Here is a 24,502-nt window from a genome sequence, read left to right on the forward strand (position 1 = left end):
GGTTAAGGGTGCAAGAGCCGGAGTCTGGTCTCGATATTTTAAATTATCTCAATGACAACGTTGCCGTTATTTTGGTCGGAACGACGCATGCTGGAAATATTGGTGCCGTTGCGCGAGCGATGAAAAATATGGGCTTAAGTGACTTGCGTTTGGTGAGTCCTCAAGACTTTCCCTCTGATGAGGCGGTAAGCAGGTCTGCAGGTGCTGTAGATATTATTGAGAATGTTAAGGTGTTTGATAGTCTCGCTGAAGCCTTGAAGGATCGTCAGCATGTGGTTGGCGCTAGTGCACGTGTTCGAAGTTTTCCTTGGCCAATTGTTAACCCTCGTGTCGCCGCTGAAGATACTCTGGACTTGATTAGTACGAATACAGCCCCAATTGAGGTTGGCTATGTATTCGGTCGTGAATCGAGCGGCTTAACGAATGAAGAGCTACAGCAATGCAATAGCCATGTAAATATCCCAGCCAACCCGATTTACTCTTCATTGAATTTGGCAATGGCTGTTCAAGTTATTACGTATGAATTGAGAATGACCGCATTACAAGGTCTCGATTCGCAGTTGCTCAAAACAGTACGTGATGGCAAATCAGGTGACTGGGATGAAGAGTTAAGTTCACAAGAAGAAGTTGGCGGTATGCTAGATCATCTGACGCGCGTTATGGTTCAGACTGGTTTTTATGACCCCGACAATCCAGGTCAACTTTTACCAAGATTACGACGATTGTTTCAGCGTCGCCATCTCGACAAAATGGAAGTTAACATTTTGCGGGGTATACTCAAAAGTGTTGAGAAAACGATTAAGTAGGTAAGTAATGTTCAAAGCGATGAAAGAAGATATTCAAAGTGTGTTTCACCGTGATCCGGCGGCACGGAATACATTCGAGGTTTTGACAAACTACCCTGGGCTGCATGCTCTTTGGTTCCACAGGATCGCTAATAGCTGTTGGAGAAACGATTTTAAATGGTTGGGGCGTTTTATTTCTTCAGTGAGTCGGTGGTTTACAGGGATTGAAATTCATCCAGGCGCGACCATTGGGCGGCGGTTTTTTATCGATCACGGCATGGGTGTTGTGATCGGAGAGACAGCTGTGATCGGTGATGACGTCACTTTGTACCAAGGCGTGACGCTTGGCGGGACTAGCTGGAATAAAGGTAAGCGACACCCAACCTTGAAAGATGGAGTGGTTGTCGGTGCAGGCGCCAAGGTTCTCGGCCCCTTTGAGGTTGGTGAAAATGCAAAAGTTGGTTCGAATGCGGTTGTAACGAAAGCAGTTCCTGCAGAAGCGACGGTGGTTGGTATCCCTGGGCGAATCATTTTGAAGTCTGTACCGACTTCAAAGGCCAGCGTTGATGAATCGAAGCGTAAAAAAATGGAAGAGAATTTCGGCTTCGATGCATATGGTTTGAGCGAAGAAATGCCTGACCCAGTGGCGCGATCTATCAGAAGTATGCTTGATCATATGCATTTGGTTGATGAGCGTATGAATCAGATGTGCAAAGAGCTCAGAAAGCTTGATAACTCTTTCGTAAAAGAAGATTTGCAAGGAATTAACGAGCAGGATATCGACTGCTTCAAACAAGCAAAGTAAGGGTATGCTTAGTAGTTGACTGATTTGGTCAGGTATTGAATAATGCGATTAATTCCTATTTGATGTCTGACTATGCGTTTAACTACAAAAGGGCGATATGCCGTCACAGCAATGCTTGATCTAGCGCTTCACAGTGCATCTGGTCCGGTTACCTTAGCAGACATCTCTGGCAGGCAAGGTATTTCATTGTCATATCTCGAGCAGTTATTTTCTAAGTTGCGCCGACGCAAGCTCGTCGCAAGTACGCGCGGCCCTGGTGGCGGATATACGCTAGGCCAAATGGAATGCTCTGTGTCGATTGCGGCGATCATAGATGCAGTAGACGAGTCGATAGATTCAACGAAGTGTCAAGATAAAGGCAATTGCCAGCAAGGTCAGAAGTGCCTTACTCACCATCTGTGGTCCGATCTGAGCGAACAGATCCACTCTTTTTTGAGCGATATTACACTAGAACAGCTTATGTCGAAGCGTGAAGTGATCGAAACTGCAGAGCGACAAAATTCTCTTGCGGGTCTAATATACGCCGAGCAGTGAAATATCTCTTGTAGAGCGAAACAAATGATTTATCTCGATTATGCGGCGACGACGCCAGCAGATCCTCGTGTTGTTGAAAAAATGTTGGCTTATTTGGGCCACGATTCTTGTTACGCAAATCCAGCATCTCGCTCCCATATGTTAGGTTGGCAAGCTGAGGCAGCCGTCGAAAGTGCACGCAAACAAATTGCGACAGGATTGCATTGCGATGTAAGAGAGTTGGTTTGGACGAGTGGAGCGACGGAAGCAAACAATTTAGCTATTAAAGGTCTGGCTGAGTACTTTGCTGATCAAAATGACCCACGAAAACATATTGTAAGTTCTGCTACCGAGCACAAGGCAGTCTTAGATGCATGCACGTACCTCGAGACAAAAGGTTATGAGGTGACGTTTGTGCGTCCAGATGATCAGGGTGTTGTTACCCCAGAGATTCTGGAAGAGGTTGTACGGCCAGACACTTTGCTGGTTTCAGTCATGCATGTGAATAATGAAACAGGCGTGATTAATCCTATTAAGGAATTGGCAGAGTTTATAAAATCGAAAGGCATATTCTTCCACGCGGATTGCGCACAAAGTGCGGGAAAGTTGCCGTTAGATTTATCTAAAATTCCTGCTGATTTAGTCTCTTTGTGCGCGCATAAAATTTATGGCCCAAAAGGTATAGGTGTTCTGTTTGTTCGTCGGAGCGCGGATTTTCAGTTAGTGTCACAAATACACGGTGGCGGACACGAGCGTGGTATGCGTTCGGGTACCTTGCCTACTCATCAAATCGCTGGGTTTGGTGAGGCATTTCGCTTGTCACTAGATGAGATGGACGGCGAGCAGAGTCGCATCGAATCACTTAAAAAGCGTTTTGTCGATGCGCTTCAAGGTGTCGATATGATTGTTAACGGGGAGGGCGCAATGTCTGTCGCTGGAATCGTTAATTTGAGTTTTCCTGGTGTAGACGGGCAGATGTTGTTAACAGCTCTTCCTAATTTAGCTATTTCTTCCGGTAGTGCGTGTAATTCTGCAAGCATGGCTCCATCACATGTGCTTAAGGCAATGGGGTTGTCTGATGAACTTGCTTTGAGTTCATTGAGGTTCTCTTTTGGGCGTTTTACGACGGATGCTGATGTTGATAATGCTGCGGCGGTATTGAAAGATGCGCTGCTTAAAATGCAAAGTTAACAAAGTAGCTATAAGTTTTACGAAAGTAAGCGGAAGAAAGATATATTTTTGCTTTAATCGGCCTTATAATTCCGCGGCAAATTTTTAACAGCTCATATTAGAGCGCTAATACATAATTTATGGGGATAATATCATGGCGGTAGAACGCACCTTATCAATCGTTAAGCCAGACGCAGTTGCTAAAAACGTAATCGGCAAAATCTACGATCGTTTCGAATCAAACGGTTTGCAAATCGTTGCTGCAAAAATGGTTCAACTTTCTCAAGAGAAAGCTGAAGGTTTCTACGCTGAGCATAAAGAGCGTCCTTTCTTTGGTGACTTGGTGGCGTTCATGACTTCTGGTCCTGTATGTGTACAAGTTCTTGAAGGCGAAGGTGCGGTTCTTAAAAATCGTGAGTTGATGGGCGCAACAAACCCACAAGAAGCTGACGCTGGTACTATCCGTGCAGATTTCGCTTCTTCAATCGATGCAAACGCTGTTCACGGTTCAGACTCTACTGAATCAGCAGCGCGTGAAGTTGCTTACTTCTTTGCTGATGAAGAAATCTGTCCTCGCGGCTAATTTCTTTTTCGCAGGTAGACAAAAGCAGGGCTCTGTTTGGGGTCCTGCTTTTGTGCGTATTAGGACATCGTATTTTAGGTGACAAACATGACTGAAGTGACAAGCACTCCGCGTAAAAATTTACTTGGAATGCCAAAAGCTAAATTAGAGGCATTTTTTGCTGAAATTGGTGAGAAGCCGTTTCGAGCCAAGCAGGTCATGCAATGGATTCATCAATATGGTGTGTCAGATTTTGATGAAATGACTAATATTTCCAAAAGCTTACGAACTAAACTTAAGGAAATTTGCGAAATTACGCCGCCCGAGGTAACTTACCAAAACATTTCTGCTGACGGAACGCGCAAATGGGTTATGCGTATGCCTGGTGGTAGCAGTATAGAAACTGTTTTGATTCCTGAGGGTAATCGCGGAACGTTATGTGTTTCATCTCAGATTGGATGTGCGTTGGACTGCAGTTTTTGCTCAACTGGCAAGCAAGGCTTTAACCGAAACTTAAGTACTGAAGAAATTGTGGGGCAGATTTTCAATGCGATTGCCTCATTCGAAGGGATTGATCGAAACAAAGAGCGTCCAGTTACAAATGTTGTGTTCATGGGTATGGGCGAGCCACTTCTAAATTTCGATAACGTCATGGATGCCGTAAATCTCATGATGGACGATCTTGCTTATGGGATTTCTAAGCGGCGTCTTACGGTGAGTACTGCGGGTGTAGTGCCTGCGATTGATAAAATGAGCGAAGTGACGGATGCAAGTATCGCGATCTCCTTGCATGCGCCAAATGATGAGTTACGAAATGAATTGGTACCTGTAAATAAAAAGTACCCAATTGACGTGCTAATGACCTCGGTAAAGAATTACCTGAGTGGATTGCCAGACAAGCGTAAAGCGACCATAGAATACACATTGCTCGCTGGCGTGAATGATCGTAAAGAGCATGCCCAACAGTTAATTGAAGTATTGAAAGGTTTGCCTTGTAAAATCAATTTGATCCCATTTAACCCGTTTCCGCATAGCGGGTATAAAAAGCCAAGCAATAACGAGGTGCGTCGTTTTCAAGAGTGGCTGACAGAGGGTGGGTACATCACGACAGTTAGAACAACTCGTGGTGACGATATAGATGCTGCGTGTGGCCAATTAGTCGGGCGCGTTGATGATCGTACTAAGCGCAGCGAACGATACATAAATCTGAGACAAATGAACGAGTAAATTTAACTATGATGAGCCGTATTATAATAATTCTCGGTTTAACAGTTTTGTTGGCTGCATGTGTGACGACAAATGATAGCTCCTTGTCTCGCAACGCAGATCCTGAGGTTGCACTTGAACGCTACGTTAATCTTGGCTTTGAGTACATCAAACGAGAAGACTTTACGCGGGCGAAGAAACATCTAAATAGAGCTTTAGAAATTGATGATGATAATGCGCCGGCTAATAGTGCTCTTGGCCTTATTTATTCTCGTCAGGGCGATAAAGAAATCGCCGAAAAAATGTTCAAGAAGGCAATTGCAGCGGATTCAACGTATACGCGCGGCCGCACTTACTATGCAGCGTATTTATTTACGGAAGGACGTTTTGAGACAGCGCTGGAGCAATTTTTAATCGCGGCGGAAGATACTACATTCCCTTCTAGAAGTCAGTTGTATACCAATATCGCTTTGTGTCAGATTCGCCTCGATAATCCTGATGCAGCAATCTTAGCTTACGAGCGCGCTTTGCAGCTTGATCGATTTAACTCGAACGCATTAGCTGGAATGACAGAGTTATTGCTCACCAAGAACGACTTTAAACGTGCGCAGTTTTACTACAATCGACTTGTGAATCAAATTGCACAACAGGCGTTGACTCACTCGGCTCAGACCTTGTGGCAAGGCGTACGTATTGCCAAACATTTTAATGCTGTAAAGCAGGCCGAAAGTCTAGCTGCACTTTTGCGTGAGTTATATCCAGACTCACAAGAATATAAAAACTACCTAAGTCTATATTTCGGTAAATAAGCATGAGTGAACAAGAAGAAGTCCAAGAAATTACTCATCCCGGACCTATTCTCAGGGCGGCAAGAGACGAACTTCGTTTGTCGATCGATGAGGTGGCAAGTCAGCTTCACTTGCGTCCAAGTGTTGTCGCAATGATCGAATCCGAAAATTATCATGATTTTTCCAGCGATGTCTTTTTGAAAGGGTATTTTCGATCTTACTGTCGTTTAGTTGGTTTGCATGAAGAGCGCATGGTGGAATTGCTTGAAAGACAGCTCACAGTCATCGTGGAAGAAAAGAGGCAGCTAGACAAGCAGCAAGCTGACGAAAAGCTCAAAGCAAAACGTATTCATTTGATGAAATTGACTGGTGTTGCAGGGTCGATTGTGGTGGTTTGCGCTTTACTGGTCTGGACCTTGATTGGTAGTGAGAATGAGCATGAGCTTGAACAGCGTTCAGATAGTTCGTTGGAAAGTCCAGGGGCGGTTGTTGAACCCCCGGCAGCGCCGGAGGAAGTGGCGGAAGAGAATGATTCAGTAGAGCTTGTGTTAGTTGATGAGAAACAGTCCGCTGCTGAAACCTTAGGCGAAACGTCTGCAGTAACTGATGTAGCTATTCAATCATCGAATCTAGATGCAGAAGATCAGTCTTCTGAAAGTCAGCCTGTGGATGAAGTTTCAGCGCTTTCAAATCAAGATCAACCTCAAGTCAGAGGGACAATTTCAATCACTTTTACAGGTGACTGTTGGTTTGAAATATATGATGACCAAGATAATCGTATCAGCGCTGATTTGATGCGTGATGGTCGTAAGTTTGACTATGAATTTTCAACGGCACTTCGCGTTGTTCTTGGCGATGCAAGTGTTGCGCAAGTGTTCGTAAACGATGTCCAGTACGATATTTCGTCCTATGTCAGCACAACTGGACGCGCAGAATTTACTGTAGAGTAGAGTTATGAAGTTTGAGTCGCCGATAAAGCGAAGAGTTTCCCGTCAAATTATGGTGGGTGATGTGCCTGTGGGCGGAGATGCTCCGATTGCAGTGCAAAGTATGACGAATACTGAGACCACCGACGTCCAAACGACGCTCGGGCAAATTCAAGAATTAGCCGATGCGGGGGCGGACATTGTTCGGGTATCAGTCCCAACGATGGATGCCGCCGAGTCATTTAAGTTAATCAAGCAAGGCTCGCCAGTACCTTTAGTTGCAGATATTCATTTTGATTACAAAATTGCACTTAAAGTTGCTGAATATGGGGTCGATTGTTTACGTATCAATCCCGGAAATATCGGTAAAGAAGAACGTATTCGTGAGGTCATTGCGAGTGCTAAAGACCACGGGATTCCAATCCGAATTGGTGTGAATGCAGGGTCGCTAGAGAAAGACTTGCAGAAGAAGTACGGCGAGCCAACGCCTGCTGCGCTTGTTGAGTCTGCGATGCGTCATGTCGAGATTTTGCAGAGACATAATTTCGATAACTTCAAGCTGAGTTTAAAAGCGTCTGATGTGTTCATGACGGTTGCAGCATATAGAGAAATCGCTCGATTGATTGATCAGCCATTGCACTTGGGTATTACAGAAGCGGGCGGTTTTAGGGCTGGAGCGGTTAAGTCTGCAGTTGGTCTTGGCATGCTTTTAATGGATGGTATTGGCGATACGCTTCGTGTTTCGCTGGCAGCAAATCCTGTTGAAGAAGTCAAAGTCGGTTATGACATTCTTAAGTCTTTAAAGCTTCGTTCAAAAGGTATCAATTTTATTGCTTGCCCTAGTTGCTCGCGACAAAACTTCGATGTCGTTAAGACAATGAATGAGCTTGAAACACGTCTCGAAGATATTTCAACGCCGCTCGATGTTGCCATTATTGGATGTGTTGTTAACGGTCCTGGTGAAGCTAAAGAAGTAGATCTTGGGTTAACTGGTGGATCTCCGAACAATCTCGTTTATGTCGATGGCAAACCAGATCATAAGCTTTCAAATGATGACTTGGTTGATCAGTTAGAAAAACGTATCCGTGCGCAAGCTGAAGCTAAGCAGGCGCAAGAAGAAAATGTTATTGCGAAAGCTTAGTTTCGCGTTTTAATAAAAGGTTTATTTGTGGCAAAGATTCAAGCTATCCGTGGAATGAATGATTTACTTCCCGGCCAATCGTCAAAATGGCAATACCTCGAAAATATCGTCTCTGACTTATTGAGTAAGCATGGCTATCAAGAGATTCGTATGCCGATTGTCGAGCAAACCGAGTTGTTTAAACGCTCGATTGGTGAGGTCACGGATATCGTTGAAAAGGAAATGTATACCTTTGAAGACCGCAATGGCGATAGCCTGACTTTGCGTCCGGAGGGCACGGCGTGTTGTGTTCGTGCAGCGGAGCAACACGGCTTGCTTTTTAATCAAACGCAGCGCTTGTGGTATCAGGGACCTATGTTCCGTCACGAACGTCCTCAAAAAGGTCGTTATCGCCAGTTTCATCAGATTGGTGTTGAGTGTTTTGGGTTTGAAGGTCCAGATATCGACGCAGAACTTATTGCGTTGACAGATCAATTATGGAAAAAACTAGGAATCCGTGACTCGGTAGAGCTTCAGATTAACTCCTTAGGTTTGCCCGAAGAGCGTTTGGCATTCAAATCTGCTCTTGTGGTTTATTTATCTGATTTCAAAGACCAGCTTGATGAAGATAGTGTTCGGCGTCTTGATACAAATCCTTTGAGAATTTTGGATTCAAAGTCTGAGCAGACTCAAAAAATACTTGAGCAGGCGCCTGTTCTCACAGACTTCTTCGGTGAAGATTCGAAAAAGCACTTTGCAGAATTAACGGCATTTTTGGATGGTTTAGGTATTCGCTATGTAGTGAATCCTAAATTAGTACGTGGCCTAGATTACTACTCGAATATGGTGTTCGAATGGGTTACCGATGCGCTTGGTGCGCAGGGTACGGTGTGTGCGGGTGGTCGTTACGATGGCTTGGTAAAACAGCTTGGTGGAAAGGGTTCTCCTGGCGTTGGTTTTGCGATGGGTGTAGAGCGTCTTGTTCTTCTGCTCGAAGAGCTTAAGGTATTCCCTGAAGAGCTTGATGTGGTTGCGGATGTTTATATTGTCGCCGCAGGTGATGGTACTCAAATTAAAGCCTTCGAATTAGCAGGTCACTTGCGATCTGAAGGTGGTCTTCGTGTGTTGCAAAATATGGGGCAGGGCTCGTTCAAATCTCAAATGAAAAAAGCGGACAAGTCTGGTGCGCGCTATGCGGTTATTCTTGGCAGTAACGAAATTGATACCGACACAGCTTTGGTTAAGCCTTTAAAGAGTGATGAAGAACAAAAAAGCGTTGCTCAAAGTGATTTGATTAAATACATCGTTGTTTGAATGCAGTAAACTACTGCGCGGCTGATTAGCTGCTAATAAGAAATTGAGTTAAGTGGAGTAATTTGTGGACGAGTTTAAGACCGAAGAAGAACAAATCGCAGCGATTAAAAACTGGTGGAAGAATAACGGTAGTTCTGTGTTGCTAGCCGTTGTTGCTGCTCTTGCAATTGTATTTGGTTATCGTGCATGGCAAAACAACGTAGAGAATGATAAAGCGACAGCCTCTGCGTTATATCAGCAGTTGGTTAGCATCTCTACCCAGCAAGCAGGCTTAGGCGACGACCAGTCAGCTAGCTTTATTGCGAACGAGCTTAAAGAGAAATTTATAGATTCTGAATATGCGCGTTTTGCAGCATTGTTCTTGGCGAAACAAGCCGTGACTGCCAAAGATTACGATACTGCGCTTGCAGAACTTGATTTCGTTTTAGAATCAAATGAAGACCCGCGTACGATCCACATCGTTAATGCACGTAAAGCTCGCATTCTATCAGCGAAAGGTGAGTATGAAGCTGCGCATGCTTTACTCGATGCATCAGATGAAGCATTCGCCCCTGCATATCTTGAAATTAAGGGCGATATCTACATTCTTCAAGGTGATCGCGAGTCAGCAAAAGAAAGTTATCTAGCGGCGTTTGATATGGTGAAAGATGCGCCACAACGAGCACCACTTTTAGGTGTCAAATTGTCTGACTTGGGTGTGGACACACAGAGCCTTTAGTCACCTTCATGGATCATAGTATGACAAAGAGACTTATACAGTGTCTTGGCTTGAGCGCGGTTTTTACCGCGCTTTTTGCTTGTAGTTCTGACACTGGAAACATTCCTACAGAATTAACACGTATTGAAAACCCGATTTCTGTTGATAAAGCGTGGGACGCTGATGCAGGTTCTGGTGATGATGAATTACAACTACAGCTAGAGCCCTTCGTTAGTGGGCCCAGCGTATTCACAATCGACATAGATGGTGAATTACAATCTCGCTCCACAGAAACTGGTCGTTTAGAGTGGGAAGTAGATTTAGATCGCAGGGTTAGTGGCGGTGTGTCGGGAGATAGTCGCCAGCTCTATGTGAGTACGTTCCAAGGGCAACTTATTGCTTTATCTCGTAGCAATGGCCAAGAATTGTGGCAAGCGCGATTAAGTTCAGAAGCACTGAGTGTTGTAGCAAGCGACGGGTCTACGGTAGTTGTGCATGCCAGCGATGGGAAGGTATTTGGGATTAACGCTGATACTGGAGCACAAAGGTGGCGTTATGATAGCGATACGCCAGTTCTTTCTCTGCGCGGCACATCTTCTCCTTTAATTAGCGGTGACTCAGTATATGTGGGTCTCGCTAATGGGGCCTTGATCGGTATTGCGATTGATTCGGGTCGTAAGCAATGGTCTGTTAACTTGGGAACACCAAGCGGACGCACTGAGCTTGAACGTCTAGTAGATGTCGATGGAACTTTTGTCTTAAGCGGAAGAACACTTTATGCAACCGCTTATCAAGGCGACTTGAAAGCCATCAGTCTTACTACTGGTGAAACCTTGTGGTCGATGGCCTTATCCTCTTATTCAGGCGTAGGGGTGTCCGAAGATGGGAATACTATTATTTCTGCAGATTCCGACGGAAGAGTTTTTGCGGTCGAGGCATCGACAGGCAAAGAGCTTTGGGAAACGGAAAAACTTCTATACCGACGTTTAGGTGCTGTTACGACAATTCTAAATTATGGAGTGGTCGCTGATTTTGAGGGTTATGTTCATTTTCTTGATTTAAGCAATGGCGAACTTGTAGGGCGTGTTCGCCCCGATAGTGATGGCGTATTAGGACGCATCAAAGTCGTTGAATCCACACTCTACGTCTATACTCGTTCTGGCGATCTGTACACCTACGAATTAAATCTTTAAGCGGAATACGATTAAATGGTTCCTGTAATAGCTCTTGTAGGGCGACCAAATGTTGGGAAATCAACTCTCTTTAACCGGATGACAAAGTCGCGCGATGCGATTGTTGCTGACTATCCGGGGCTGACTCGTGACAGAAAATATGGCGAGGGTCACCATGGCGATAAGAAGTATATCGTTATTGATACGGGTGGTTTGACGGGAGACGAAGAAGGCATCGATATGGCGATGGCCGAACAGTCATATCTTGCGATTGAAGAAGCGGATTTGGTTCTGTTTGTTGTATCAGCAAGAGACGGCTTAACGCCCGCCGATGAGATCATTGCGAAGTCGATACGACAGTCAGGTAAGCCGTGCGAACTTGTCGTAAATAAAGTTGATGGGTTGAGTCAAGACGCAGTGGAAGCTGATTTTTATAAGCTTGGTATAGGAACCCATCACTTAACTGCAGCCTCACAAAATCGTGGAATCACGTCTTTGACTAGTGAGATTATCGATAACTTTCCAGAAGCTGATGAGGTGGAAGACCAAGAGCCTCATGGTTGTAGTATCGGAATCATTGGTCGTCCTAACGTTGGTAAATCAACCTTGGTGAATCGCTTACTGGGGGAAGAACGTGTCGTTGTTTTCGATATGCCTGGTACAACGCGAGACAGCGTTTATATTCCTTACGAACGTAGAGAGAAGCCCTACACCATAATCGATACTGCAGGTGTTCGTCGCCGAAAAAATGTAAAAGAGACGGTTGAGAAGTTTTCAATTGTAAAAACACTGCAGGCGATCGCTGACTCCAACGTAGTGGTATTAGTGATCGATGCTCGTGAGGGAGTTGTTGAGCAAGATCTTCATCTACTTGGCTTTGCAATGGATGCTGGACGCGCGATTGTTATTGCTGTCAATAAATGGGACGGCATGACTGGTGAAGAAAAAGACGCTGTAAAAAATGAGCTCTCTCGCCGATTAGTCTTTATGGATTATGCAAATACACACTTTATTTCTGCGAAGCACGGAAGTGGTGTGGGTGACATGTATAAGTCTATAGATCAGGCATACAAGTCAGCATTTGCTAAATGGCCAACAAAACGACTGACAGAACTGCTTCAAGATGCAGTAAGCGATCATCAGCCACCTGTTGTTCGTGGACGTAGAATCAAATTGCGTTTCGCGCACCAAGGCGGTTCAAACCCACCTGTTATTGTTGTTCATGGTTCTAAAACCGATGACTTGCCAGATAGCTACAAGCGATACTTGGAAAATACGTTCAGAAAAGTATTGAAAGTAAAAGGTACGCCGATTCGTTTTGATTTTAAATCGAGCGAGAATCCGTTTGCGAATCCTACTAATAAGTTATCGGCAAAAGACAAAGTCAAAGCGAATCGCAAGAATGAAGCGAAGGCGTTTGAAAGTCGCCGCTCTAAGAAAAATCGAAGAGGTTCGAAGGGTAAACGATGACGAAAATAGCATTAGTTACAACCGGCGGTACGATAGATAAAGATTACTTTGATGCGCTTAGCGATTATAAAGTTGTTGAGTCAATCATCCCGGAATTGTTGGCCCGTATTGGGTCTGGCGTTGAAGTTGAACAGCATGAGATTTGTCGCAAAGATAGTTTAGAGTTAACGGACGACGACCGCGCGGCGCTGAAGGCGTGCATAGAAAGTCTTGGATGTGACAAAGTGCTTGTGACACATGGTACAGACACGATGGTCGACAGTGCTCAGGCGCTTGGTGATATGCCTGGAAAAACGATTGTTTTTACGGGAGCTATGCGTCCAGCACGTTTTCTTGATAGCGATGGTCTCTTTAACGTTGGTGTGGCGTTAGGTGCGCTACAAAGCAAGGAAAGCGGTATTTTCATCGCAATGACGGGCCAAGTATTTACGCCTGATGCGGTGAAAAAGAATCGCGCAGCGCAACGTTTTGAAAGTACGAGTGAATAATAAAGCTGTTTGCCCGTCTTGCGGTAACGAAAACAAATGCGGTATGGCTGCGCTGGACGCGGAATCGAATCTTTCGCAAGTGAGATGTTGGTGCTTACCTGAAGGTGGTTTTGATTTGGATTCAGTGAACGCTGAGTCAGTGTCGGGTGCTCAGCACTTGTCTTGTTATTGCAACCAGTGCTTAAAAGATAAGAAAGTTGTTGAAGGCAATAGTGTAATCACCGAATAAGGTCGGTACACTGCGTCTACAATCAAGAAGGGGGGGAGCAGGGAAATGAAAGTGCTTATTGGCGTTGCCATAGCAGGCGCAGTTGGCGCACTGTTACGTTTCGGTGTCACTCTTCTTGTCGGCCAGCGTTTTTTCCCTTGGGCGACTCTTTCCGTCAATGTTGTTGGGTCGTTTTTGATGGGAGTAGCTTATGTTGCGATTGTCGAAAAAGCTATTATTCACCCAGACTTGAAACCTGTCATTATGGCGGGAGGCCTTGGTGCTTTCACGACCTTTTCCGCGTTCTCTCTAGAGGTGTGGGCTTTCATTGAGAAAGGTGCGCTTTCGTATGCGCTACTTTATATTTTTAGTTCAGTGTTGTTGTCTATTACGGCACTGTGGTTGGGTATCGTAATTAGTCGTTACTGCCTCGCATAAAGAATTGAACAAAATTAAACGAAGTTGATTAGTCATGTTAGATCCAAAACTTATTCGTAGCGACGCTCAAGCAATTGCAGAGCGCCTTAAAATCAAAAAATATGAGCTTGATGTAGCCGGATTTGAAGCTTTAGAAGAAAGACGTAAAGCGATTCAAGTGGAAACTGAGACCTTGCAAAGCGAGCGTAATGCCCGTTCGAAGGGAATTGGTAAAGCTAAAGCGGCCGGCGAAGATATTGCACCACTAATTGCTGAAATGGATAAGATGGGCGCTGCTTTAGAAGAGAAAAAAGCCGAGCTTAAAGTTCTTCAAGATGAGATAAATGCGTTGTTAGCTGGAATGCCAAACATTCCTGACGAAGAGGTTCCTACTGGTAACGACGAAAATGATAACGTCGAAGTCGCTGTTTGGGGCGAACCAACTACGTTTGATTTTGAAGTGAAGGATCATGTTGCGTTAGGCGAAGGCTTGGGCAAATTAGATTTCGAAACAGCAAGTAAGCTAACCGGATCGCGCTTTGTATTGATGCGTGGCGCCTTAGCTAAATTACATCGTGCTCTTGCTCAATTTATGCTTGATACGCATACCGAGACTAATGGCTATGAAGAGCTATACCTGCCGTACATCGTCAATGACGAGTCTTTGTACGGTACCGGTCAGTTGCCAAAATTTGCAGAAGATTTATTTAAGCTCCATGCAGATAGAGAGTTTTATCTGATTCCTACTGCAGAGGTTCCTGCGACAAATATTGTTCGTAATGAAATTGTTGAAGAAGCTGAGCTACCATTACAATTCGTGTGTCATACACCTTGTTTCAGAAGTGAAGCAGGTTCTTATGGGCGTGATGTGCGAGGTATGATCCGTCAGCATCAATTCGATAAAGTTGAACTCGTTCAGGTAGTAAAACCAGAAGATTCTGACGCCGCGCTTGAAACCTTAACGTCGCATGCCGAAGGTATTCTTCAGGCTTTGGAGCTTCCTTATAGAAAAGTGATGCTTTGTGGTGGTGATTTAGGTTTCTCAGCGGTAAAAACCTATGACTTGGAGGTTTGGTTACCAGGTCAGCAGGCTTATCGTGAAATCTCGTCATGTAGCAACACGCGTGACTTCCAAGCTCGTCGCATGCAAGCGCGTTACCGTGACCAAGCTAGCGGGAAGCCGGCATTGGTGCATACCCTGAATGGATCAGGTTTAGCGGTAGGTCGTACCATGATTGCGGTACTTGAAAACTATCAGCAAGAAGATGGTTCGATTAAAGTGCCAGAAGCACTTAAATCATACATGGGTAATATCGACGTTATTCGCTAAGAGACGCTCTTATGAACTGGCTTCCGTTGTATTTTAAGCCGCAAGGGCAGTCAGTTCTTGTCTTTGGTAGTGGTGACGTTGCGACTAGAAAAGTTCGATTTCTACAACGAACAGAATTTCCGATTACCGTAATTAGTATTGATGAGACTGCTAAGGATAGGTTTACTGAGTTTGAATCGGTGGATGTTATTCATAGTACAGGCCTTGATTCTCTTAGCTCTCAATTGTTTGAAAACGTTATTTTTGCAGTTGCGGCATCTGAAGATCATAGCGCTGACGTCTTTTTTGCTCAGCAGGCTCGCCAAGCTGGTATCCCAGTTCATGTGGCACATTCCATAGACGATAGTGATTTTTTGCTTCCTGCTGTAATTGATCGAGGCCCGATATCGGTCGCGGTATCGAGTGCAGGTCAGCATCCTACCTTAACTCGCCTTGTTCGTAATCGTATCGAATCCGTATTGCCGGCAAGGCTCGAAGCTTTGGCTGAGCTAGCATTACGCTATAAAGATAAGGTACGAGAAAAGCTCTCAACTAATAATGCCCGTCGTGCTTTTTGGGAGCGTCAGCTAGAAGGTCGTGTTGCAGATCTTGTATACAGTGGACGTGATGAAGACGCGGAGCGTTTGTTACTAGAGAGCTTAGATAGCATAGCGAGTTCCACGCAGGGCGTTGGAGAAGTTTATCTCGTTGGTGCAGGGCCTGGTGATCCTGATTTACTTAGCTTTAGAGCATTGCGGTTGATTAGACAGGCAGACGTCGTGTTATTTGATCGTCTTGTGTCGCCCCAAATACTCAACCTAGTTCGCCAAGACGCGGATATGATAGATGTCGGTAAGCGGCGTTCTCATCATACGATGCAACAGGAAAGTATCAACGAATTGCTAGCTAAACTCGCCAAACAAGGTAAACGTGTTCTTCGCTTAAAAGGCGGAGACCCCTTTATATTTGGGCGAGGTGGGGAAGAGATCGAAACGCTCTCAGAGCATGGCGTTCCATTTCAAGTTGTTCCGGGTATTACTGCAGCTGCAGGGTGTGCGAGCTATTCGGGAATTCCATTGACGCATCGAGATCATGCTCAATCTGTGCGTTTTGTGACTGGGCATTTGAAGAATAATAGCTCGGAGTTAGATTGGCCTAGCCTTGTCGCTGAACAGCAAACGCTCGTATTCTATATGGGCTTGGTCGCTTTACCTCAAATTGCAGAAGGTCTAGTGAATCAAGGCATGTCGCAGGATATGCCTGTGGCAGTTATTTCACGCGGAACCTTACCAGATCAGCGTGTATTGATTAGCTCTCTGTCTCGCGTAGCGGCAGACGTTACGGCTGCTGAGCTTAAAGCTCCAACGATTATTATTATTGGTACTGTCGTGAATCTTCACGAAAAGTTGGGATGGCAGTCTTAACTAAGTGTGTAATTGTGTGAATCGAAATGTAGCGAATTGTTTTTCATTGCTGCGCTTCACGCGCCCTAAGATAACCATGACCGACTGAAACTGACATTAAGTGTCATAATGAATCTAGTAGTAACACTGTTAGGCACATTATGAACATCATTCCTAAATCTGCAATTCGTATCCTAGAGTTGCAAAACGTATCTCTCCCGAGCGTCGGCTTGAACGAGCCTCAAACCACAATTAATAAGGTCAGCAAATCAAAAGGATTGCTATCCCGTTTTTCGAAATCAAAACAAAAGTCTACAACTGCCCTTGATAAGAGAAGCCAGCAGCATAGTTTTGAGGTCGCGAGCTGGCTGAGGTTTGGCTTTTCGGAGGAGTCTCGCTTGGTTACGCTGTGTCTATCTTATTCCGATTCTAGTGGCGATTATGTAGCCCTGGTCGAAGAGCAAAGTGTAAACGATAAGGCAAGTACAATGATGTCTGCCGTTATTGATTTGCAAACCAAAGGTCCGATACAAAAACTGGCAGTAGCTTGTGCGGGGTTAAAAGTTGAAGATCGCTGTTATATAGAAGATTTAACGATAAAAAGAATAACTCAAGAACAAAAAATTAGTGCATAGAGAGGTTAAGCGCTGCTGAGATAATGAAAGCAGCGCTTGAGATGCTTAGCGTGTAGGAAGAACGTCCTTCAATTTCGCATGCATATCTAGAATAGCTTTCTCTGTAGTTTCCCAATCAATACAACCATCTGTCACAGATACGCCGTATTCCAGCTCTTCTAAGTTTTCAGGAATTGATTGATTCCCGAAATTAATATTACTTTCGATCATCAATCCAATGATTGACTTGTTACCGTCAATAATTTGATTCGTAGCGTCTTGCATTACCAGTGGTTGCAATGCTGGATCTTTGTTTGAGTTTGCATGGCTACAATCAATCATAATATTGCTTGCCAGATTTGCTTTCTCTAGAGCTTGTTCGCAGAGCGCAACGTTCACGGAATCGTAGTTTGGCTTACCGCCGCCGCCACGCAATACAACGTGTGCGTATGGGTTACCTTTTGTACGTACAATTGAACATTGGCCTTCATGGTTGATTCCCAGGAAGCTATGAGGGTGTGCGACTGATCCAAGTGCATTGATTGCTACACCAAGTCCACCATCTGTTCCGTTTTTAAAGCCAATAGCAACAGACAGACCAGAGCTCATTTCACGGTGTGTCTGCGATTCAGTTGTTCTTGCTCCGATTGCAGACCAAGAGATTGTGTCTTGAAGGTATTGCGGAGAAATCGGATCAAGCGCTTCTGTAGCAGTCGGTAGGCCGATTTCTGCGATGTCGATCAGAAGCTTACGACCAATATGAAGACCATCTTCGATTTCAAATGAATCGTTTAGATGTGGGTCATTGATCAATCCCTTCCAGCCAATCGTTGTGCGTGGCTTTTCAAAATAAACGCGCATGACTAGGTAAATAGTGTCGCTTACTTTGTCTGCCAATTCTTTTAGCCTTAGGGCGTAATCTTTGGCAGCATCAATGTCATGAATTGAACAAGGACCGACAACAAGGAAGATACGCTTGTCTTTGCGATCAAGGATATTATTGATCGTTTCGCGACCTTCAGTGACAACTTCTTTCGCTTTCTCGGTAAGAGGGATGTCTTGCTTTAGTTGTGCGGGAGTAATAAGGAGTTCTTGGCTCGCAACATTTATATTATCTAATTCAGCGCTCATTTATTTAACCTACTGATATCGTTTCGTTTCCGACAGGTTATTGTTTTAACAACAGAAAGTTTGTCTTTGTGGGCACGATGTTGACCTAAACGTTAATGCTTTGCAACGACATAGCGAATGTTCCGTGAAACATTATGAAAAAACCTGTGATTATCGATAACCTTTTGAACATCGCTGTCTATACTTTTGTTATTCAAAACAAAAACAAGCTTCGGTAAAGGAATATATGATTAGGTATTACAGTGATGACGAGCGGCGCCGCGAAGCACGGATGTATCGCAGTGGCGAAATCTTTGTTGAACTCGTTGCACCGACACCAGATGAAACTTCGAGCCCTGAAATTGTTCGCTGTGAAGTGCTGGACATCTCTGCAACGGGCGCTCAGTTGCTAGCCGACGATTCAATGAAAGTCGGAGCGATTCATACGCTTGTGATCGATCTTGATGAATATGACAAAAACTATCGACTAGCAGGAGAAGTCCGTTGGGTACGTACCCATAATGACGGCTTTCTTATAGGTTTTGAGTTTTTGGATTCTGAACAAACAGGTATTGATGATTGGAAGGGCTTGCTCGCTAATTTCTTAAATTAACGAGCGGTGTGCTTTTACTTATTGCTCGTCAGTCATTTCTGGTAAGCCATCACCAAATAAGGCTTCTTTATCACCTACAGAATTAACCGCATCTTGTAAGGTGAAGGAATCGCGGCCTAAGCCTTCGAGAGTCGGCAGAGGTTCGTCGTTTATGAAAGCAATTAAGTCATAGGCAGAGTCTTCTGCATGCTCTTCCATCGCCAAATGCCCGATTCCTTTATACTCAACCATCATTGCATTTGGAACTTCTTCCACCCATCTCTCGGCGTGCTCGAAGTCACCCCATTTGTCTTTATTTCCCCACATAATTAGAGCGCGATTTTCAATGTTACTCAGAGTCTCTTGAGTTCCGTACTCCATCAGCTCGCGCGCTAGGCTGGCGTGACGTACATTTGTCGCATGCGCTCCTGGGCCTTGCAAAAGATGGATGTAACGCTGGAGGGTGTCGGGGGTGATTTTTTCTGGATTGGCGTAAAAATCATCTACCATTGTGGTAACGATCGTTGATGGTTGAAAATACTCGGAAAGTAGGCCTGTATTATCTAAGTATCGGACCATGAAAGGGGGCTCTTGCTGCATGCCAAGAGGCGATACCAAAGTAAGAGTTTTTACTTTATTTGAGTTGTCTATAGCGTAACGTGCAGCTAAATATCCGCCGTAAGAAGCACCGACTAAATGAAAGTTTCGGAGCTCGAGATCTTCAATTAGGTAGGTGAGGGTATGACTCAGGTAATCACGACTTAAGTTTTCAGGACATAGATCTTCTGGTGAGCGAATGCAGCGTGGTGCCCCCGTTAAACCTGAGCCAGGTAAATCAATCGCGATAACACGAAATTCTTGGCGAAGTATTTCGACCCAGCGGTTCCATGTGTGAACAGAGGAAAGCTCGCCATGGATAAGGACAATGGTATCGCCTTCGCCTACATCACGAAAATGCACAGGTAAGCCAAAGTCATTATCGCGATAGTCTGAGTCAGGATAGGTATAGCGGGAAGTGATGTACCAATCAGGTAATTCCGAAAAACCTAGAAAACTAGTCAGAGAAGTCGAGGATTTAGATGCACCCTTCATATTCGTACACGCGCCAAGCAATACAATGCTCAAAGTGACTAGCGCAACTTTTAAAATGCGAAACATACGCAGTTGTTTCTCTCTAACTTCCCAGTAAAACCGTAAGCATACGCAAACTAGCAGACTATTCAGTGAACTAGTGCTGTTTACGTTAGCTAACTTAGTTAGGCATCGTCCAAAGGATGCATAGCGGTGGTATTAAATCCGCCATCAACGAACAAAATCTCTCCACTAATTCCACTCGCTAAGTCGCTACACATAAATGCAGCCGCATTACCCACTTCTTCGATAGTAACATTGCGCTTCAATGGGGCTTGCTTAGCGGTTTCATTCAACATTTTTCTGAAGTTTTTAACTCCTGAAGCAGCTAATGTTCGAATCGGACCAGCGGAGATAGCATTCACGCGAATACCATCTGCGCCCAAGCTATTCGCCATGTAACGAACATTGGCTTCAAGGCTCGCTTTAGCAAGGCCCATAACGTTGTAATTCGGAACGACCTGTTGTGAGCCAAGATAAGTTAATGTAAGCAATGAACCGCCTTTTTCTCTCATCAAAGGACGTGCGTACTTAGCGAGCGCAACGAAACTATAGGCGCTGATATCATGGGCGATAGCGAATCCTTCACGAGTGGTCGCATCAACATAATCGCCTTCTAGTTCATGAGCAGGCGCATAACCAACTGAATGCACCACAATGTCGATAGAACCCCACTGCTTTGAAATCTCTTCAAAAACGGCTTCAATTTGCGCATCGTCAGATACATCTAAGGGAAGAATTAATTGGCTGTTCCATTTTTTCCCAAAATCAACAACCCTTTTTTTCAGCTTCTCTGTTTGGTAAGTCAGTGCAATTTCAGCGCCTTCACGATGCATAGCGTCTGCGATGCCGGTAGCAATGGAAAGCTTACTTGCTACACCGATAATAAGTACTTTTTTACCAGCTAAAAAGCCCATAGTGATCCCTTAGAAATAATCTGTTTAAGCGGTCGCCGGATTGTGTCCGTAAAAGAATGCGGCATCAAGCAATTCTTTTGTGTATTCATGCTGTGGAGATGAAAAGAGCTGTTCACAATCGTTTTGTTCGATAACTTGGCCGTGTTGCATGACCATAACGCGATGACTTAATGCGCGGACAACAGCCAAGTCGTGACTAATAAAGATATAAGCGATCTGATACTTTTTCTGGATATTCTTAAGTAGCTCGATTACTTGAACTTGGATACTTCTATCTAGCGCCGATGTCGGTTCATCCAAAATAATGATTTCAGGCTTGAGGATCAAAGCTCGTGCAATAGCGATACGCTGGCGCTGTCCGCCCGAAAATTCATGTGGATAGCGATGTCGCACTTCTGGGTCGAGCTCAACTTCAGTTAGCGCGTCGATGATCATTTGCTCTCGCTCAGATTCCGAGCCAATGCCGTGAATATCAAGGCCCTCAGCAATGATCTGGCCAATCGACATTCGGGGGCTTAGGCTTCCAAATGGGTCTTGAAAAACGATTTGAATTTCACGACGAAAAGGACGGAACTGGCTTTGGTTTAACTGGTCAATTCGTTTTCCGTTGAAGGTGATTGAACCCGTGCAATCGAGCAACTTTAGTATCGCCATTCCAGTCGTAGTTTTGCCGCTGCCACTTTCGCCAACAATACCTAGTGTTTCACCTTTTCTTAATGACAGGTCCATTTGCTTTACAGCCTGAAAGCTGCGTGTCGGTTTGCCGAAAACATTACGTCTAAGAATAAAATCAACACTTAGCTGTTCTGTTTGAAGAATCGTATCGGAATTCTCTTCGACGGGGTATGGAGAGCCGCTTGGTTCTGAGTTAATTAGCGTTTGCGTGTATTCTTCTGTAGGGGAGTTGAATATTGCTTCGGCATTGCCATGCTCTACAACGTGCCCATATCGCATAACGCATACGTGATCTGCATATTGTCTGACGACATTGAGATCATGCGAAATGAGAATGATGGCCATATCTAGTTTTGTCTGTAGATCAGCGATTAGCTCTAAAACCTGCTTTTGAACCGTTACATCTAGCGCTGTTGTTGGTTCATCGGCAATGAGTACCTCTGGTTCATTAGCAAGAGCGATAGCAATCATTACGCGCTGCTTTTGTCCTCCAGAAAGCTCATGAGGGTAGGCGCTTAGTCTTCGTTCCGGTTCTGGTATTCCAACCAAACGTAAGAGCTCAAGGCAGCGCTCTTTGCACTGGTGAGCGCGAAGTCCTTGATGTATCTCAAGCACCTCACTAATTTGTTTCTCAACTGTATGTAAAGGATTAAGAGAGGTCATTGGCTCTTGGAAAATCATTCCAATTTTGTTGCCTCGCACACCTCTTAGATGACGTTCGTCAGCTTGGAGTAGGTCGTGACCTTCGAAGGTGATTTTACCTGATGTGTAACGCACAGTTTGTTTTGGAAGGAGCTGCATGATCGCATTCGTACTGACAGATTTACCAGATCCACTTTCACCTACAAGAGCGAGTGTCTTTCCTTTGAATACATCGAAACTAACGTTGTGAACTACGGTTTGCTGAACATTGTTATGTTCAAAAGCGATGCTCAGATCTTGGACGGAAATAATTGGTGTAGTCATGATGAGTTCCGTTTAAATCTTTCTCGGATCAAAGGCATCGCGCACTGCTTCGCCGATAAATACGAGTAATGAGAGCATAAGAGCAAGTACGATGAATGCTGTCATTCCAAGCCAAGGTGCATGAAGGTTTGTTTTACCTTGCGAGATCAGCTCGCCAAGTGAAGGAGATCCGGGAGGTAGGCCAAATCCTAAGAAATCGAGCGAAGTAAGAGTTGTGATAGACCCCGTCAATATGAACGGCATAAAGGTTAAAGTTGCAACCATCGCATTCGGTAGTATGTGGCGAAACATAATGCCTGCATTGTTCAGGCCTAAGGCTCTAGCCGCTCTAACATATTCAAGATTACGTGCGCGCAGGAACTCGGCACGAACAACATCGACTAAGCCCATCCAGCTGAATAACAGCATGATTCCAAGTAACCACCAGAAGCTCGGTTCAATCATGCTTGATAGAATGATTAGCAGAAATAGTACTGGTAGCCCTGACCAAATCTCTATGAATCGCTGGCCAATTAGATCGACTTTTCCGCCGTAGTATCCTTGTAATGCGCCAACAGCTACTCCAATGATGGATGAGAAAATTGTCAACGCTAAGCCGAATAAGACAGAGATCCTAAAGCCATAAATTACTCGCGCAAATACGTCTCGCGCCTGATCGTCTGTGCCCAGCCAATTATCAGACGTGGGGGAGGAGGGCGCTGGTTCACTCAAGTTATAGTTGTGCGTGTCGTAGCTATAGCGAATAAGTGGCCATAGCATCCAGCCTTTCTCTTCGATTAGCTCGACGACGTATTCATCACGATAGTCGGCTTCTGTTTCAAATTCCCCTCCAAATTCGGTCTCTGCATAGACTTGGCTAATCGGAGAATAGAAGCTCCCATCAAAATATATAAGCAGAGGTTTGTCGTTAGCGACAAGCTCAGCAAACAATGAGAAAAGAAATAGCGCCAGAAAAAACCATAGAGAGTAGTACCCGCGTCGGTTTGCTTTGAAATTTTCTAAGCGACGACGATTAAGAGGCGACCAATTGTCGGTATTGAGTAACTGCATTATGACTCTCTACTTTCAAAGTCTATTCGCGGATCGATGAGCACATAGGTCAAGTCACTAATCAGCTTCAGCAGCAATCCGACAATGGTGAATATATAGAGGGTTCCAAACATGACTGGATAATCTCGATTTAGAGCCGCTTCGAAACCTAATAGCCCGAGACCATCTAGAGAGAATATGACTTCGATAAGCATGGAGCCGGTAAAAAATATACCAATCAGTGCGCTCGGCATTCCCGCAATAACAATAAGCATCGCGTTTCGAAAGACATGGCCGTAAAGCACTCGATTCTCAGTGAGTCCTTTCGCGCGCGCGGTTGCGACATATTGCTTATTGATTTCGTCTAAGAAGGAGTTTTTGGTGAGCATCGTGAGTGTTGCGAAACCGCCCACTACGATTGCTGTCACGGGCAAGACTAAATGCCATGCGTAGTCGAGAATCTGCTTTAACCACGAGAGTTGGTCGTAGTTGCTTGAGGTAAGTCCGCGAAGGGGAAATAGATCCCAGTAACTTCCGCCGGCAAATAAAACGATAAGTAACACGCCGAATAAAAAACCTGGTATCGCATAACCAACGATAATGACGCTGCTCGTCCAGACGTCAAACCGGCTGCCGTCATTGACAGCCTTTTTGATACCCATTGGTATCGATAGCATATAAATGATTAGCGTAGACCAAAGCCCAAGTGATATAGATACGGGCATTTTTTCGAGAACAAGATCGGTGACGCTTTTATCTCGAAAGAAACTATCTCCGAAATCAAAGCTGAGATAGCTTTTTATCATGATCCAAAAGCGTTCATGCGCAGGTTTATCGAAGCCATAAAGCTTCTCGATCCGCTCAACGAGTTCTGGGTCGAGGCCTTGAGCACCTTTGTATTTGGAACTAGAGCTTTCACTAGTTGAGCCGCTCATGGCAGTATCAGAGCCGCCCCCTAAACGGGCTTGGACATCTGATTCCATTCCTTGGGTTTGAGCGAGCATGCGTTCTACAGGGCCGCCGGGAGCTGCTTGGACAATCACAAAGTTGAGAAGCATGATCCCAAACAGGGTAGGGATCATAAGAAGCAAACGCTTAAATATGTAGGCGGGCAT

The 24,502-nt window shown here is 44.8% G+C and carries 26 protein-coding genes; 20 read left to right on the forward strand and 6 right to left on the reverse strand.

Annotated features, from left to right (window positions below):
* The first annotated feature begins 8 nt into the window (after positions 1-8).
* The 19 genes from A3738_RS13010 to A3738_RS13100 all read left to right on the forward strand — a co-directional run bounded on the left by A3738_RS13010 (position 9) and on the right by A3738_RS13100 (position 16,988).
* Positions 9-806 carry an RNA methyltransferase gene (locus tag A3738_RS13010; RefSeq protein WP_231876647.1) on the forward strand — a complete coding sequence of 266 codons (798 nt, stop codon included), beginning with the start codon at positions 9-11 and terminating at the stop codon, positions 804-806.
* A gap of 7 nt (positions 807-813) precedes the next feature.
* Positions 814-1,590 carry a serine O-acetyltransferase gene (gene cysE, locus A3738_RS13015; protein WP_068476687.1) on the forward strand — a complete coding sequence of 259 codons (777 nt, stop codon included), beginning with the start codon at positions 814-816 and terminating at the stop codon, positions 1,588-1,590.
* Between the two features lie 72 nt (positions 1,591-1,662).
* On the forward strand, positions 1,663-2,124 hold the full coding sequence (iscR, locus tag A3738_RS13020; RefSeq protein WP_068475890.1) for a Fe-S cluster assembly transcriptional regulator IscR: 462 nt from the start codon (positions 1,663-1,665) through the stop codon (positions 2,122-2,124).
* Positions 2,125-2,148: 24 nt separating this feature from the next.
* On the forward strand, positions 2,149-3,294 hold the full coding sequence (locus A3738_RS13025) for a cysteine desulfurase family protein (RefSeq protein ID WP_068476689.1): 1,146 nt from the start codon (positions 2,149-2,151) through the stop codon (positions 3,292-3,294).
* 133 nt (positions 3,295-3,427) lie between these two features.
* Entirely contained in the window at positions 3,428-3,856 is a 429-nt protein-coding gene (ndk, locus tag A3738_RS13030) for a nucleoside-diphosphate kinase (protein ID WP_068476691.1), read from the forward strand.
* 87 nt (positions 3,857-3,943) lie between these two features.
* On the forward strand, positions 3,944-5,062 hold the full coding sequence (rlmN, locus tag A3738_RS13035) for a 23S rRNA (adenine(2503)-C(2))-methyltransferase RlmN (RefSeq protein WP_068476693.1): 1,119 nt from the start codon (positions 3,944-3,946) through the stop codon (positions 5,060-5,062).
* Between the two features lie 8 nt (positions 5,063-5,070).
* On the forward strand, positions 5,071-5,850 hold the full coding sequence (gene pilW / locus A3738_RS13040) for a type IV pilus biogenesis/stability protein PilW (RefSeq protein ID WP_082878354.1): 780 nt from the start codon (positions 5,071-5,073) through the stop codon (positions 5,848-5,850).
* Positions 5,851-5,852: 2 nt separating this feature from the next.
* Positions 5,853-6,779, forward strand: coding sequence for a helix-turn-helix domain-containing protein (locus A3738_RS13045; protein WP_068476695.1), 927 nt, complete (start codon positions 5,853-5,855; stop codon positions 6,777-6,779).
* A 4-nt stretch (positions 6,780-6,783) separates the two neighbouring features.
* Positions 6,784-7,896, forward strand: coding sequence for a flavodoxin-dependent (E)-4-hydroxy-3-methylbut-2-enyl-diphosphate synthase (ispG, locus tag A3738_RS13050; RefSeq protein ID WP_068476698.1), 1,113 nt, complete (start codon positions 6,784-6,786; stop codon positions 7,894-7,896).
* A gap of 27 nt (positions 7,897-7,923) precedes the next feature.
* The gene (hisS, locus tag A3738_RS13055; RefSeq protein ID WP_068476700.1) at positions 7,924-9,189 is read left to right on the forward strand and encodes a histidine--tRNA ligase; all 1,266 of its coding nucleotides are present in this window, start codon (positions 7,924-7,926) and stop codon (positions 9,187-9,189) included.
* A 64-nt stretch (positions 9,190-9,253) separates the two neighbouring features.
* On the forward strand, positions 9,254-9,907 hold the full coding sequence (locus tag A3738_RS13060) for a tetratricopeptide repeat protein (RefSeq protein WP_068476702.1): 654 nt from the start codon (positions 9,254-9,256) through the stop codon (positions 9,905-9,907).
* A gap of 20 nt (positions 9,908-9,927) precedes the next feature.
* The gene (gene bamB, locus A3738_RS13065; RefSeq protein WP_197472266.1) at positions 9,928-11,079 is read left to right on the forward strand and encodes an outer membrane protein assembly factor BamB; all 1,152 of its coding nucleotides are present in this window, start codon (positions 9,928-9,930) and stop codon (positions 11,077-11,079) included.
* Positions 11,080-11,094: 15 nt separating this feature from the next.
* Positions 11,095-12,528 (forward strand): ribosome biogenesis GTPase Der, encoded by a 1,434-nt coding sequence (gene der / locus A3738_RS13070; RefSeq protein ID WP_068476706.1) that lies wholly within the window; start codon positions 11,095-11,097, stop codon positions 12,526-12,528.
* Positions 12,525-13,016: an asparaginase domain-containing protein gene (locus A3738_RS13075; RefSeq protein ID WP_068476708.1), complete on the forward strand. Its 492-nt coding sequence runs from the start codon at positions 12,525-12,527 to the stop codon at positions 13,014-13,016. Before der ends, A3738_RS13075 begins: the two co-directional genes overlap by 4 nt.
* Positions 13,009-13,245, forward strand: a complete 237-nt coding sequence (locus A3738_RS13080) for a cysteine-rich CWC family protein (RefSeq protein WP_068476710.1) — start codon at positions 13,009-13,011, stop codon at positions 13,243-13,245. Before A3738_RS13075 ends, A3738_RS13080 begins: the two co-directional genes overlap by 8 nt.
* 45 nt (positions 13,246-13,290) lie before the next feature.
* On the forward strand, positions 13,291-13,662 hold the full coding sequence (gene crcB, locus A3738_RS13085; RefSeq protein WP_068476712.1) for a fluoride efflux transporter CrcB: 372 nt from the start codon (positions 13,291-13,293) through the stop codon (positions 13,660-13,662).
* 34 nt (positions 13,663-13,696) lie between these two features.
* Positions 13,697-14,971 carry a serine--tRNA ligase gene (gene serS / locus A3738_RS13090; RefSeq protein ID WP_068476714.1) on the forward strand — a complete coding sequence of 425 codons (1,275 nt, stop codon included), beginning with the start codon at positions 13,697-13,699 and terminating at the stop codon, positions 14,969-14,971.
* An 11-nt stretch (positions 14,972-14,982) separates the two neighbouring features.
* Positions 14,983-16,374, forward strand: a complete 1,392-nt coding sequence (gene cysG, locus A3738_RS13095; RefSeq protein WP_068476716.1) for a siroheme synthase CysG — start codon at positions 14,983-14,985, stop codon at positions 16,372-16,374.
* 140 nt (positions 16,375-16,514) lie between these two features.
* Positions 16,515-16,988 carry a hypothetical protein gene (locus tag A3738_RS13100; RefSeq protein ID WP_068476718.1) on the forward strand — a complete coding sequence of 158 codons (474 nt, stop codon included), beginning with the start codon at positions 16,515-16,517 and terminating at the stop codon, positions 16,986-16,988.
* Positions 16,989-17,033: 45 nt separating this feature from the next.
* Here the strand turns inward: A3738_RS13100 and A3738_RS13105 are convergent, their stop codons facing one another.
* Entirely contained in the window at positions 17,034-18,098 is a 1,065-nt protein-coding gene (locus A3738_RS13105; RefSeq protein ID WP_068476719.1) for a 3-deoxy-7-phosphoheptulonate synthase, read from the reverse strand.
* Between the two features lie 226 nt (positions 18,099-18,324).
* Here A3738_RS13105 and A3738_RS13110 point away from each other — a divergent pair, with 226 nt between their 5' ends.
* Complete coding sequence (locus A3738_RS13110) at positions 18,325-18,690, forward strand: PilZ domain-containing protein (RefSeq protein WP_068476721.1); 366 nt, start codon at positions 18,325-18,327, stop codon at positions 18,688-18,690.
* Positions 18,691-18,708: 18 nt separating this feature from the next.
* Here A3738_RS13110 and A3738_RS13115 read toward each other — a convergent pair whose 3' ends face one another.
* The 5 genes from A3738_RS13115 to A3738_RS13135 form a co-directional block, all read right to left on the reverse strand.
* On the reverse strand, positions 18,709-19,827 hold the full coding sequence (locus tag A3738_RS13115) for an alpha/beta fold hydrolase (protein ID WP_068501280.1): 1,119 nt from the start codon (positions 19,825-19,827) through the stop codon (positions 18,709-18,711).
* 98 nt (positions 19,828-19,925) lie between these two features.
* Positions 19,926-20,717: an enoyl-ACP reductase gene (locus tag A3738_RS13120; RefSeq protein WP_068476725.1), complete on the reverse strand. Its 792-nt coding sequence runs from the start codon at positions 20,715-20,717 to the stop codon at positions 19,926-19,928.
* A 24-nt stretch (positions 20,718-20,741) separates the two neighbouring features.
* A complete protein-coding gene (locus A3738_RS13125) occupies positions 20,742-22,358 on the reverse strand; it encodes an ABC transporter ATP-binding protein (RefSeq protein WP_068476727.1) in 1,617 nt (538 codons plus the stop codon).
* Between the two features lie 12 nt (positions 22,359-22,370).
* Positions 22,371-23,408: an ABC transporter permease gene (locus A3738_RS13130; protein WP_068476729.1), complete on the reverse strand. Its 1,038-nt coding sequence runs from the start codon at positions 23,406-23,408 to the stop codon at positions 22,371-22,373.
* Complete coding sequence (locus A3738_RS13135) at positions 23,408-24,502, reverse strand: microcin C ABC transporter permease YejB (protein WP_068476807.1); 1,095 nt, start codon at positions 24,500-24,502, stop codon at positions 23,408-23,410. Before A3738_RS13135 ends, A3738_RS13130 begins: the two co-directional genes overlap by 1 nt.

The sequence above is a fragment of the Oleiphilus sp. HI0066 genome (assembly GCF_001635725.1).